Below are 13,080 nucleotides of genomic sequence, written 5' to 3'. Positions count from 1 at the left end.
TCAGGCATTGGCCGCGTTGCGTCGATCCCCGACCTGTTTGGCGATGACGCACAGAAGTTCGAACATCATTGTGGCGCCGGCAAGCGCCGTCATGCCGGCAAGGTCAAACGGTGGCGAGACTTCAACGACGTCGGCACCAACGATCTGGACGCCGGCGAGCAGCCTGATCATCTGCTGGGCCTCGCGGGTCGTGAAGCCGCCCGCCTCCGGCGTTCCCGTTCCAGGCGCCATGGAGGGATCGATGCTGTCGATATCAAAGGTAACGTATGTCGGCAGGTCGCCAGCGATGCTTCGCGCCTCGCGCATCACGTCCTCGGCGCCGCGACTGACAAACTCCTCCATGTAGATGATGCGCACGCCCTGCTGCTTGGCCCAGTCGTGCTCCCCCGGATCGTAAATCGAGCCGCGAATTCCGATCTGGACGATCCGCTTGGGATCCAGCAGTCCCTCTTCGATCGCGCGACGGAAGGGCGTTCCATGCGTGTAGGGATTGTCGCCGAAATAGCGGTCGTTGGTATCGGAATGAGCATCGAAATGGATCAGCCCGACTGGTCGGTGCCTTGCCACGGCACGCAGCACAGGCAAAGTCGTCAGATGGTCGCCGCCGACCGAGAGAGGAATGGCACCAGCAGCGACAATCTGATCCATGCCCGTTTCGATGCGACTAAGGCCGTCGATAAGATCGATCGGGTTGACGGAGAGATCGCCGACATCGGCGACATTGGCGATGCTGAACGGCTCGGTGCCCGAAACATGGTGCACGCGGCGCATGAGGCTCGACTGATTGCGAACCTCCCGCGGCCCGTGCCGGGCGCCTGCCCTGTTTGTTGTACCGCCATCCCAGGGAATGCCGACCAGTGCGATATCAAGCCCGGCTGCGGTATGCACGGCAGGCAGGCGCATAAAGGTGGAATGGCCGGCAAAGCGTGGCACTTCAGCAGCATCGACCGGTTGAAAGAAAGTGCCACTCATCGTTTTGTCCTGTCTTTGTAATGGTTAGGCAATGTGTGGTCCTCATGTCTCGCAGGCAAGCACATCTTTTTGCAACTCCCGATCAACCTGCTTCGGGCCGAATGTTTTTACTTCCAGGAAGCCTCCAGTCCAAACCCCGTAACTTACGCTGCACACTTTCCGGCAGTGGATGAAAATGGATCGCGCTGCGCCACTGCCCATTGGATGGAAACGGATGGGATAATGGATGACTACGCTCGACCTATCGAAATCGCGTCTCACGCCTGAGATCCTGCCGCTGATCGCCCAGATCGAGGAATTCAAAGGTGCATGGCACGCAGCCTCCCCACGCCCGCGGTCCATGACGCTGTCTTCCTCACCTGAAATCCCGTGTTTTCACCTTGATCGCCTCGAGATGCAGATAGCGATCGACGATGTCGCGCGGGCGCGGCCCCTTCGGCAGCCCGCGCGGATCGGGCGCCGGCGATCCATGGTGAAACTCGTCGCCTCGCCCGTGCGGAAGCGGAAAGACGGCCTCTCGATCGCCGACGCTTGCAAGGTCGTCGGAAAGATCGCTCAGCCGGTGGGCAACGAGATGCACCACGTCGCCTTCCCGCTGGATGCGGCCATAAACGCCGACCATGCCGGCGCCGAGCACGATGCGTCGGTACGTCTCGAAGGTCTTCACCCAGACCACCAGATTGGCAATTCCGGTCTCATCCTCGATGGTGATGAACATCACGCCCTTTGCAGATCCCGGCCGCTGGCGAACGAGCACGAGGCCGGCGGCTTCGAGCCACGTGCCGTCGCGTGCCTGCATCGCATCACGGCAAGTGGCGATGCGACGCTTGGCAAGATCGTCGCGCAGGAACGAGACTGGATGGCAGCGCAAGGTCAGCCCGACATGGCCGTAATCCTCAACGACCTCGCTGCCGGCCGTCATGGGTCTTAGCGCCACCAGCGGCTCATTGAGCTCTGATACCGTCCGGTCTTTACGAGCTGAGGCGGCGGCAAAAAGCGGCAAAGGCTCGTCGCGCAACGCCTTGATCGCCCAGAGGGCTTCACGTCGGGCGAGCCTCAGCGATGGCTGGAAGGCATCGGCTTCCGCCAGTTCGACGAGCGAGGCGGCCGGCACGCCCGCCCGCCGCCAGAGATCATCGATAGAGCTGAAGGGCAATTCTGCGCGCGCCGCGACGATCGCCGCCGCATCGTTATTGGCAAGCCCCTTGACCATACGCAGGCCGAGGCGCACGGCAAACCGGTTTTCGTCTTCCGTGGCCTCGAGCGTGCAGTCCCAGCGGCTGGCATTGACGCAGACGGGACGGACGTCAACGCCATGATCACGCGCGTCGCGCACGATCTGGGCGGGTGCATAAAAGCCCATTGGCTGCGCATTGAGGAGAGCCGCGCAGAAGACATCCGGATGCCAGCATTTCAGCCAGGACGAGGCGTAGGCAATCAGCGCAAAGGAAGCCGCATGGCTTTCGGGGAAGCCGTAGCTGCCGAAGCCTTCGAGCTGCTCGAAGGTCCTCTCCGCGAACTCCGGTGCGTAGCCATTCGCCACCATGCCGGCGATCAGCTTCTCGCCGAACCTCGAGACACCACCGGTATGTTTGAAGGTCGCCATGGCGCGGCGCAGCTGATCGGCCTCACCTGGCGTGAAACCGGCGCATTCGATCGCCACCCGCATCGCCTGCTCCTGGAAGAGCGGCACGCCGAGCGTCTTGCCGAGCACCTTTTCCAGTTCCGGCTTCGGATAGACGACCGCTTCCTTTCCCTCCCGGCGCCTCAGGTACGGGTGCACCATGTCGCCCTGGATCGGGCCCGGTCGGACGATTGCCACTTCGATGACGAGGTCATAGAAGGTGCGCGGCTTGATCCTGGGCAGCATCGACATCTGCGCCCGGCTTTCGATCTGGAAGGTGCCGAGCGTGTCGGCCTTCCTGATCATCGCATAGGTGCGCGGATCTTCGGCCGGAATGGTCGTAAGATCGAGATTAATGCCCTTGTGGCTGGCCAGCAGATCGAAGCCACGCTTCATGCAGGAAAGCATGCCAAGCGCCAGGCAATCGACCTTCATGAACGTCAAGATGTCGATATCGTCCTTGTCCCATTCGATCACCTGCCGGTCGACCATCGCCGCCGGCTCGATCGGAACCAGTTCGTCCAGACGATCGCGGGTCAAAACGAAGCCGCCGGGGTGCTGCGACAGATGACGCGGCGCACCCATCAATTGCCGGGCAAGCTCCAGCGTCAGGCGAAGGCGCCGGTCACCAAGATTGAGATTGAGCTCTTCGGCGTGTTTCTCGCCAACGTCCTCGCCCCAACCCCAAACCTGCGACGAGAGCATCTTTGTCATGTCCTCCGGTAGGCCGAGCGCCTTGCCGACATCGCGAATGGCGCCCTTCGAACGGTATCGGATGACGGTGGAGCAGAGGGCGGCATGGTCGCGGCCATACGTCTCGAATACCCATTGCATGACGATTTCGCGCCGCTCGTGCTCGAAATCGACGTCGATATCCGGCGGCTCACGACGCTCCTCGGAGACGAAGCGCTCGAAGAGCAGGTCATTTATGTCGGGATCGATCGAGGTGATGCCGAGTACATAGCAGACGGATGAATTGGCAGCCGATCCCCTGCCCTGACAGAGAATGTCCTTTGATCTGGCAAAGCGGACAATGGAGTTCACTGTCAGGAAGTAAGGAGCATATTGGAGCCTCTCGATCAGCTGCAGTTCATGCTCGAGGTTCTTCTTGACCTTTTGCGGCAACCCTTCCGGATAGCGCCAGGCCGCACCCTCCCAGGTCAGTTGTTCCAATGTCTGCTGCGCCGTCATTTCCGGGTGGGATCGCTCCTCCGGGTATTGATAGGCGAGTTCATCGAGTGAAAAGCGGCATCGCTCCATGATCTCGGTGGTGCGGGCGAGCGCTTCGGGGTAGCGCGGAAAGAGCCGTGCCATTTCTTCCGGCGGCTTCAGATAACGGTCGGCGTGCCGTTCCCGCCGGAAACCGGCATCGTCAATGGTGACGTTGTGGCGAATGCAGGTGACGACGTCCTGCAGGACGCGTCGCTCCGGCACATGAAACAACGCGTCATTGGTGACGACCGTCTCGACATCCATGGCCGCCGCCAGGTTGGAGAGCTGGTGAAGCCGCAGTTGATCATTCGGTCGGCGGCGCAGTGTGAGCGCCACATAGGCGCGATCGCCAAAAGCCTCCTTCAAGCGGCGCAGATGCAACTGGCAGGTTTGATCGGCTTGATCGGGGATAAGAACGGCGATCAGGCCTTCGCCATAGGCCACGAGGTCGGTCCAGTCGAGCCGGCATTTTGCCTTGCCGGCCCGTTTCTTGCCAAGCGACAGCAACCTGCAGAGGCGCGCATAGGCAGGCCGATCCGTCGGATAGACGAGGACCGACACGTCATCGGTGAGATCCAGGCGACAACCGACGATCAGCCGCACTCCCGTGTCCCTGGCCGCCTGATGGGCGCGCACGATGCCGGCGAGACTGTTGCGGTCGACAATCGCCAAGGCCTCGATACCGAGCACCGCCGCCTGCGCAAACAATTCCTCGCAGGACGAAGCGCCGCGCAGGAAGGAAAAGTGCGACGTCACCTGCAGCTCGGCATAGCGTGGCGTCTTCGTCATGCGAATATCCCATGTAGAAACCATTGGTGACTGCCGCTGTCACCGTGCTCGCCATCACCGGAACGAAAGATCCAATAGCGCTCGCCGGCATCATCCTCGACCTGGAAATAATCGCGAACGGCTGCCAGTTCGGCATCGCGTTTCCACCACTCGCCGAAGACGCGCTCCGGCCCGTCGGCACGCCTGACCCGTCGTCGGATGCCGCGCCAGGTGAAGCTGACGGGGGGATGATCAGGCAGCAGCGCCATGGTCTCGATCAGCTCGGGATGTGCCAGCAGTCGCGTCGGCCGTGGCCAATGATCGGGCCAGGTCTCGCCGTTGTCCGGGGCCATCGGTGCAACGCGGGAAACCGAGCGTTCGGGGACGTCGCTTGCGACCGGCGCGAAGCGATAGAGCCGCCGCTCGCCAATGCGGTTGCAGAGAATGTCGATCAGCCCGGATACGTCGGCTTCCGGTTCCCCGATCAACGAGGAAATCACCTGTCGAGCAATGAGCGGCTCGGCTTGGGTTGCCGTCAATGACATGATCTCGATGCCGAAACCGGGATCGATGGTCTCGATCCGGTCGGTCAGCAACCGTGTCAGCCGCTTGACGTCGCGAACCGGTGTCGCGGTTCCGGCGCGGATTGCCTGATAAGAGTTGTCGACGCGGTGGAAGAGAAGATCGACGCGCCGAGCGCCGAGCCCCTTCTCCTCAAGCGCCCGACAGAGTTGGTCCACGAGCCTGGCGGTATAGCGCGCGATCGTCTCGGCCGCCGCAATCGGCTCGCCGAAGGCGCGGCGAACCTCGATGAGATCCGGGGTGCGCACCGGATCGATCGGCTCGGCGATCCTGCCCATCGCCTGATCGAGGCGGCGGCCAAGCTCCGGCCCGAAGCGCAGCGTCAACGGTGCACGGGAAGCGCTGGCCGCCTGACCGATCGTATTGAAGCCCAGAACGCGAAGACCGTTGACGATGGCGGCATCGAGCCGCAGCGCGGCGATCGCAAGACCCTGGACGGCGTCGGCCTGGCCGCCCGGCGGAACGACACGTGTCGGATGGGCCAGAAACCGGGCACAGGCATGGGCTGCACCCCAGGTGTCGGCGACTGCCGCGCGCGCGGCAATGCCGGAGGCGAAAAAGCGGTTGACCATGCCCGACAGCATCAGTTCCTCGCCGCCATGCAGATGATCGGCACCTGTCGTGTCGATCACCAGCCCGTCGGGCGGATCGGCGGCAACGATCGGCGCATAGCGCTGCAGCGCCCAAAGTGCCAGACGATCAAGCGCCTCGGCGTCGGCGGCGGGATCGGCGTCCATAAGGGTGAGACCGGAAACCAGCGCCTGCGCCTTGGTTGCCGGCATGCCCACCCTCAGGCCGCCGGCGATCGCAGCCGCGTTCGCCGCCAGGACGACACGCCGGCGCTGCTGGCGGCCAACGAGGACGAGTGGCGTCTCAGGCGGAGGCGCGGCGTCGCCCAGTTTCCTCCTGAGGCGATCCGTGGACCAGTTCGGAAGGAAGAGCGATACGACCCTTGGCATCTGGAGCCTCCACTTCGAAATCTGCACTTTCGCCGGCGCGACAGCGGATCAGCTCGAGCAGCCAGCGCGCCCGGCCGATCCCTGGAACCGGCAAGGGAGAGGACGGCAGCACCGAGACCCGCCAGCGCGTGAGCGACGCTGTCGGTTGCCCGAAATCGGACGCTTCGGTCTGCCGGCGCCAGCGGCGGACGGCAATCCCGATCGTGCCTGAGCTTTCGGCGGCCAACTGCAGTCGGCGCGAGGCGGTCATCGATAGCCGCGCAAGCTCTCCAACGACAACACCCAGCCCGCCATGCCGCAGTCCCTCCTCCATGCAGGAAAGAAGCGCCTTTTCGTCGCCGGCCTCCACATAGATGACACGACCCGGCAGCAGGCCCACCTGGGCCAGCGCCGGCGCGAAGAGATCCGGCCGCGTCACGCACCACAGAACTTTGCCCCGGTTACGGGCGCCGACGGCTGCGGCAAACAGCGCTGCGGCGGCGCCGTCAATCGCACCGTTGCCGCCACCAGCGACTTCATGGAGCGCACCAAGAGCCAGCCCACCACCGGGAAGACGGTCGTCAATTGCGGGTACGCCGAAAGGAAGCACCGCGCGACTGCGTGTCATCCCGCCTTCAAGCCGCTCGATGCGTTCGCGCAGCTCGGCGACAACAGGATTGACAACGTAGTCACGCATGCGAAATGGCACCTCCTTCAGGCTTGAAACGGCAGAAACTGCTGATATGTTCCCTATTTGTTCTTAAATGAAAGAGGAGTCAATCAACCACCAAGCGACTGCTTTGGACGAATGGCTCGCTGGACTTGGCGGACTTGCCGATTTGCTGATGAAATGCAGCGGGATAGCTTGAAGACAACGATGGAGACGCACCAAGCGAAATTTGTGGCAGTTCAGATGAACGATTACTCCCGATGCCAAAACACTGCTGCTTATTCCTGACACCGGTTCTGATAAGATCTACAGCGACAAATAAAAGGAAATGGATGCTGGGGACGCGAAAACCGGACGATGACGGCAAGAGCGGTATGGACGAGGTCCCCTCCCCTCGCAGCCGCGTGCGCAAAATCATCCATATCGACATGGACGCGTTTTATGCTTCGGTCGAGCAGCGCGACAATCCGGAACTTCGAGGCAAACCGGTCGCCGTCGGCTATCCGCAGGCACGCGGCGTGGTCGCAGCTGCCAGTTACGAGGCGCGCAAATTCGGTGTCCACTCGGCGATGCCGTCGGTGACGGCCAAACGCAAGTGTCCAGAGCTGATTTTCGTGCCGCATCGTTTCGATGTATATCGAGCCGTTTCGCAGCAGATCCATGCGATCTTTGCCGAATACACGCCGCTTATTGAACCCCTATCGCTCGATGAAGCCTATCTCGACGTTACCGATAACCTGAAGGGCGTGGAGCTCGCAACGGAGATTGCCGAGGAGATCCGCGCCAGGATCAAGGCTGAGACAAGGCTCACTGCATCTGCCGGCGTTTCCTATAACAAGTTTCTCGCAAAGATGGCCTCTGACCAGCGCAAGCCCGATGGCCTGTTCGTCATTAGGCCGAAGCACGGGCCGGCCTTCGTCGAGGCGCTCCCCGTCAAGAAGTTCCATGGCGTTGGGCCAGCGACAGCGGAAAAGATGCTGAAGCTCGGGATCGAGACCGGCGCCGATCTCAAAGCGCGTGATCTCACTTTCCTGCAGCAGCATTTCGGCAAGTCCGGGCCGTATTTCTACTGGATCGCCCGCGGCATCGACGAGCGCCAGGTCAAGCCCGATCGCATCCGGAAATCGGTCGGCGCGGAGGATACGTTTCGGGAAGACATCCATGATCTCGAGAGCGCCCGCGCCGGCCTGCAGCCGTTGGTCGATAAAGTCTGGCGCTATTGCGAGGCCAGCGCCATCCGTGGCAAGACCGTGACGCTGAAGGTGAAGTGGTCGGATTTCACGCAGATCACGCGGAGCAAGACGGCCCTCGCGCCGGTGGCGAGCGCGGCTGAGATCTCCGAGATCGTAAAGCTGCTGCTCTCGCCTATTTTTCCAGTAGCGAAAGGCATTCGATTGCTGGGAGTTACGCTTTCGTCTCTCGATGCTGTCGACGATGCAGACCAGCCGCAGCTCGCCTTGACGCTGTGATGCAATCACGAGTTACGACTGGCCTGCGGGAGTGACTGTCAAAGGCAAGATACGTTGTTCAAGACATACTGCAAAACTCTGCCAGCGCAGAGCTCTCACGGCTCAAGGTCGTTGGGGAGTTGTTTGTCACAAGCGGCATCGAGGGAGGTGGACTGTGCGATGCCACGAGGGTCGTCCCTCCTTGCGGCGGCCAAGGCTCTATCGGGCGCACGCCCCTCCACGATCGAAAGCCTTGCCTCGCTGCCGTCTTGGTTCTTGTCCTCGTCGCCATCAGGGCTGCCGTATCGATGCCTGTGCCAGGGGACTGAGCGAGCCGGCGTAGGTTTGGATCTTGCCGCGGTAACGGGCACTCCCTTCTGCCATTCGTTCTGTCTGTTCCGCCGTCAAGTTGCCTACGATGCGCGCGGGAATGCCGACCACAAGCGAACGGTCGGGGATTACCATGTTTTCGCGTATGAGCGCACCTGCGGCCACCAAACAGAACCTTCCAACGACCGCACCGTTTAGTACGGTCGCGCCGATCCCTATAAGACTGCCTGCGCCGATCGAACAACCGTGGACGGCCGCATTATGACCAATGGTCACATTCTCTCCGATCCGCACCGGAAACCCCGGATCGGTGTGGACAATGCAGCCGTCCTGGACATTGCTTCCACTCCCCACCTCGATTGGCTCGTTGTCGCCTCTCAGAACGGCATTGAACCATATACTAACGTCATGGCCTAGATGGACATCCCCGATGATTTTGGCTCCGGGCGCCACATAGTAATGACCGTTCTGTGGCACAGTTGGACTGCGCGTCCCTAAGCGGAAAAAACGCGGCTCAGCAGTTGTCATCATCGCCCTCGCCTTTAGTTCCTCGCCGCTAGCGGCCTAGACAGGCATCGCGAGCAGAACGGTCGCTGGAGAATTCGTGCGATTAAAAAGAGCACGTGCTTCGCCCGGCGCCAGCCGGCAGCTGTCGAGGCAACCGAGCGTCACCTCGCCGTTTGGCGTCTCGATCGTCACTGAGCCAGCGACGACGATATAGATCTTCTCCACCGGGGCGTCCTTCAAAGAGGTGTGCCCGCCCGGCAGGAGATGCGAGAGGCCGATCCAAATCGTGTCGGTCGCAGTCGCCTCCTTGCCCTGAAGGCGAAGGCAGCGCATGTCATAGTGCTCCGCCGCCTCGTACGACTGAGCTTCGCTATAGCGGGTTACCTGCATCGCGCGCCTCAAGGCTTCAGGAGCACGCGGTCCGGCGTGCCGCGCAGCACCGATGCGTAGGCCTCGGCGGCCTCGTCAAGGCGGTAGCACGTGGCGGGGCTGATCGGGAACGGTTTGAGCAGACCTTCCTCGAACTTCGCCTTCAGCTTGTCGAAGATGCGGGCACCTTCGACCGAAGATAGTGCCAGCGTGTCGATGCCGATGTATTTGTGCCGGCCGCGGAAGAAGTTGAAAATGTCGAAGGGTACGGCGCGATCGAACGTCGAGATGAAGATCTGTCGCGCCTGCTTCGCCATCGCCTTGTTGGCGATCTCGAAATAGGGGCTGCCGACCGTGTTGAAGACGATATCGGCACCGTGGCCGCCGGTCTTCTCGCGAACGATGGCCGCCACGTCGTCCTTGCTGCTGTTCAGCATCTCGACAGGGCGGTTTGCGTGGCCCATCAGCGGCTGATCGTTGTATTCGACGGCAAAGACCCTGGCGCCGGCCATGGTGGCAAGCTGGATCGCTGCCTGCCCAACCTTGCCGTTCCCGCCGCAGACGAGCACGACGTCGGTCGGCTGAACGCCGCCGGCTTCGCGCAATCCCTCATAGGCGGTGATGAAGGGGACACCGATTGAGCCTGCCTGTTCCATGGTAAAATTGGCAGGCTTTTCGCGCACTGCTTTCTGGTCGAGCACCATCCACCTGGCGTGGCTGCCGTCCTGGGTAATGCCAAGCTCGCCGCCGCCGCCCCAGATTTCCAGGCCAATCATGTGCTTCGGCCCCTCCCGCACGATGCCGCCGAAATCGCGACCGGGTATGCGCGGCCAGATGGCGTGCGGCATGTGACCGAGCGAGGCCTTGACGTCGCTCGGGTTGACACCAGCGGCTACGATCTCGACGAGGACCTGCCCGGGGCCTGGCCTTGGCACGCTGACGTCGACAACTTCGATTTGAAGATTATCGAGATCCGGCGAGGCGCTGGTCACCCGCAACGCCTTGCCTGCCTTGGTATCGATCTGAATATTCATGGTCTTATCCCCTTTCTAAGGCTGAGTTGAGCCGACGGCAGTTCAAGACTTCAGTTTGAGAATTTCGCGCGCTTGCGCAGCGCTTGCGATCTGGCCGCCCATCTTCTCGATGATGTCGCGCGCGCGCTCCACGAGTTCGCCGTTGCCCTTTGCGAGCACACCCTTGGCGATGTACGAATTGTCTTCCAGCCCGACACGCACGTGCCCGCCCAGGAGATAGGCCTGCGCGGCCATCGGAAACGACATCCGTCCGACGCCGAACCCGGTCCAGACCGCGTCGCGCGGCAGCATGCGCGCGGCCATCGCCATCGCATCGGTGGTCGATGGCAGGCCGTATTTGACGCCGGTGACGATCGTGAACATGGCGGGCGATTTCAGCACGCCGGCCTTGAGGAGATCATGGGCGAGCTGGATGTCTCCGGTGTCGAAGACCTCCAGTTCCGGCTTTGAGCCTACGCTTTCGATGATCTCCGCCATGATCTTGACGTTGCCGGGGGTGTTGATCACCACTTCGGCGCCGAAGGTCATGGTGTTGAGATCGAGCGTCGCAATATCGGGCTTCAGTGCCAATATGTGCTCAACGCGGCGCTCGGGCCGCATCAGTGTCGTGCGCGGACCAGCCACCGCCGGGTTTTCGTCGCTGGGATGATAGCGGCCACCCGGCCCGGTGGTGACGTTGAGGATTACGGCATCATTCTTTGCCCGGATCCGCTCGATGACCTCGCGATAGTACTTGATGTCCATCGACGGCTTTGCCGTTTGAGGATCGCGCACATGGATATGGACGACCGCCGCGCCGACATCCGCTGCTTCCAGACAGGAGGCGGCAATTTCCTGCGGCGTCACCGGCAGGCCGGGATGATTTTCCCGCGTCGTGAGATTGCCGGTCACGGCGCAGGTAATGATGACGTTCTGCTGCATCAGAGATGCCTCCCTCCGTCGACGACGATGCGAGTGCCCGTCGAGAATTTCAGATGCGTCGCACAGGCAAGGATGGCTTCAGCCACATCGGTCGGCGTCGTGATGCGCTTTAATGGCGTTGCGGCCGCCGCCTTGTCCTTGAATTCCTGGTCGCGGCCGGGAACGAACTCGGTGTCGACGACACCAGGCGAGACGGCCATGACACGGATCGCCGGAGCGAGAGCCCTGGCGAGAGAATTGGTCATGATGTCGAGGCCCGCCTTCGCACCGCAATAGGCGATGTTCGAGCCGACGCCGGTAAAGGCCGCGATCGAGGAAACATTGACGATAAGCCCGTTGCCGCTGTCGCGCAGTGCCGGCGCAAAGGCGCGGACAGTCGCGAAGACACCACGCCAATTGTTGGCGAAGACTTGATCGATCAGTTCGTCGGTCAGCGCCTCGAGATCGGCATGTGGCACCGGTCTGGTGACGCCGGCGGCATTGATCAGTATGTCGGCATGACCGCAGGCCGCAAGCGCTGCGGTGCGGAAGGCCTCGACGGACGACGTGTCCTCGATCGATACCGGAAGGGCCACATGGCCGGTGCCCGGCAGTGCCTCCGCAAGCGCCTCGGCCCTGTCCTTGCCGGCGCGGTAGCCGATGACGACCCTAGCACCGGCCTCGGCGAGCAGGCGGCAGGTTTCGCGACCGATGCCACCGGAGCCGCCGGCAACGATTGCGACCTTGCCCTTCAGCAGTTCGGAGAAAGTCATAGCGGTCACCATCATGCCTTCGTTCCCGATATCGGCGGCACCGGATAAGTCGGCTCGCCTTCGAGAAGCCTGAAGGTGTATTCGCAGCTATAGAAAGGAAGCTGCGCGCCTGGGTATTCCGCGTGCGGCTCGGTATGCTCGACGAAATCGCCGACGATCTGCACCTTCGCCCCGAACACGACATCGGTCGCGAGTGCCTGCGGCGTGTCAGAGAAAATCTGCGTGATCAGCGTCTTGTGGCCGGGCGCAGAGACGATGAAATGGATGTGGGCCGGACGCATCGGGTGGCGGTGCTGGGCGTGAAGAAGGACGCCGACAGGTCCGTCCGTTGGGACCGGGTAGCCCGCCGGCTTCACCGATGTGAAATGGAAACTGCCTGCCTCATCCGTGTGAAAGACGCCGCGCAAGTTGAAATCATCCTGATCCGCGTCCTGGTTCTCATAAAGGCCGACGGGCGAGGCCTGCCAGATATCCAGCTTGGCGCCTGCGACGGGCGCACCATCGAGCCCGATCACCCGGCCCTTGAAGAACAATGCGGGCCCCGGTGTTTCGGAGCGGGCGATGCAATCGCCGTTCGCGCAGTCCGGCGCGTGGCCGCGATAGAAGGGGCCGAGGAGGGCCGACATCGTCTCGCCCTGCATGCCGTCATTGTTGATGAGATCGATCAGCGTCGAAGCGCCGAGCACGTCGGCGGCAAGGACCACCTCGTTGTTGGTCTCGTGCGTGTGGTGGCCGAGCGCCGCGATCCAGCGCAACCCGTATTCGAACTCTTCCTCGGTCGGGCGCGTCTCGATAGTGAACTGGTGAAGATGGTGAATCAGCCTATCCATCACAGCTTTGAGGCGCGGGTTGGTGGTCTTGGCCATCGCCGCGAGCACGGTGGGCGTGACATCTTCTACCTTGGCGATGAGCTTCGGCTCTATGGTGATGTGTTGCATTGTCTTTATCTCCTT

11 protein-coding genes are annotated in these 13,080 nt (G+C 62.1%); 1 reads left to right on the top strand and 10 read right to left on the bottom strand.

Translation table 11 applies throughout. The annotated features are described in order from the left end of the window. The 4 genes from speB to WGT02_RS37845 all read right to left on the bottom strand — a co-directional run bounded on the left by speB (position 1) and on the right by WGT02_RS37845 (position 6,793). Positions 1–972, bottom strand: a complete 972-nt coding sequence (speB, locus tag WGT02_RS37860) for an agmatinase (protein ID WP_208245537.1) — start codon at positions 970–972, stop codon at positions 1–3. 355 nt (positions 973–1,327) lie between these two features. Then, entirely contained in the window at positions 1,328–4,597 is a 3,270-nt protein-coding gene (locus WGT02_RS37855) for an error-prone DNA polymerase (RefSeq protein WP_208245539.1), read from the bottom strand. After that, positions 4,594–6,117 carry a DNA polymerase Y family protein gene (locus WGT02_RS37850; RefSeq protein ID WP_024314206.1) on the bottom strand — a complete coding sequence of 508 codons (1,524 nt, stop codon included), beginning with the start codon at positions 6,115–6,117 and terminating at the stop codon, positions 4,594–4,596. The genes WGT02_RS37855 and WGT02_RS37850 overlap by 4 nt, the downstream gene beginning before the upstream one ends. Continuing rightward, the gene (locus WGT02_RS37845; protein WP_208245541.1) at positions 6,032–6,793 is read right to left on the bottom strand and encodes an ImuA family protein; all 762 of its coding nucleotides are present in this window, start codon (positions 6,791–6,793) and stop codon (positions 6,032–6,034) included. Before WGT02_RS37845 ends, WGT02_RS37850 begins: the two co-directional genes overlap by 86 nt. A gap of 347 nt (positions 6,794–7,140) precedes the next feature. Between WGT02_RS37845 and dinB the strand changes: the two genes are divergently transcribed. After that, on the top strand, positions 7,141–8,235 hold the full coding sequence (dinB, locus tag WGT02_RS37840) for a DNA polymerase IV (protein WP_225040545.1): 1,095 nt from the start codon (positions 7,141–7,143) through the stop codon (positions 8,233–8,235). 270 nt (positions 8,236–8,505) lie between these two features. On the opposite strand, the gene WGT02_RS37835 is transcribed toward dinB, so the two are convergent. Genes WGT02_RS37835 through WGT02_RS37810 form a run of 6 tightly spaced genes read right to left on the bottom strand, consistent with a single transcriptional unit; the run spans position 8,506 to position 13,065 of the window. After that, a complete protein-coding gene (locus WGT02_RS37835) occupies positions 8,506–9,075 on the bottom strand; it encodes a gamma carbonic anhydrase family protein (RefSeq protein WP_225040509.1) in 570 nt (189 codons plus the stop codon). A gap of 33 nt (positions 9,076–9,108) precedes the next feature. Next, positions 9,109–9,441 carry a cupin domain-containing protein gene (locus tag WGT02_RS37830; RefSeq protein ID WP_029709955.1) on the bottom strand — a complete coding sequence of 111 codons (333 nt, stop codon included), beginning with the start codon at positions 9,439–9,441 and terminating at the stop codon, positions 9,109–9,111. An 8-nt stretch (positions 9,442–9,449) separates the two neighbouring features. Next, on the bottom strand, positions 9,450–10,454 hold the full coding sequence (locus WGT02_RS37825; protein WP_208245551.1) for a zinc-binding alcohol dehydrogenase family protein: 1,005 nt from the start codon (positions 10,452–10,454) through the stop codon (positions 9,450–9,452). Positions 10,455–10,496: 42 nt separating this feature from the next. Continuing rightward, the gene (locus WGT02_RS37820; protein WP_024314210.1) at positions 10,497–11,375 is read right to left on the bottom strand and encodes a 3-keto-5-aminohexanoate cleavage protein; all 879 of its coding nucleotides are present in this window, start codon (positions 11,373–11,375) and stop codon (positions 10,497–10,499) included. After that, positions 11,375–12,142 carry an SDR family NAD(P)-dependent oxidoreductase gene (locus WGT02_RS37815; protein WP_231052451.1) on the bottom strand — a complete coding sequence of 256 codons (768 nt, stop codon included), beginning with the start codon at positions 12,140–12,142 and terminating at the stop codon, positions 11,375–11,377. Before WGT02_RS37815 ends, WGT02_RS37820 begins: the two co-directional genes overlap by 1 nt. Then, a complete protein-coding gene (locus tag WGT02_RS37810) occupies positions 12,139–13,065 on the bottom strand; it encodes a dioxygenase (protein WP_082321287.1) in 927 nt (308 codons plus the stop codon). The genes WGT02_RS37815 and WGT02_RS37810 overlap by 4 nt, the downstream gene beginning before the upstream one ends. Positions 13,066–13,080: the final 15 nt, after the last annotated feature.

Source organism: Rhizobium sp. T1470 (genome assembly GCF_042140505.1).
GTDB classification, from domain to species: domain Bacteria; phylum Pseudomonadota; class Alphaproteobacteria; order Rhizobiales; family Rhizobiaceae; genus Rhizobium; species Rhizobium favelukesii.
Note: the sequence above shows the minus strand (reverse complement) of the source record. Positions and strands in the feature narration are given on the sequence as shown.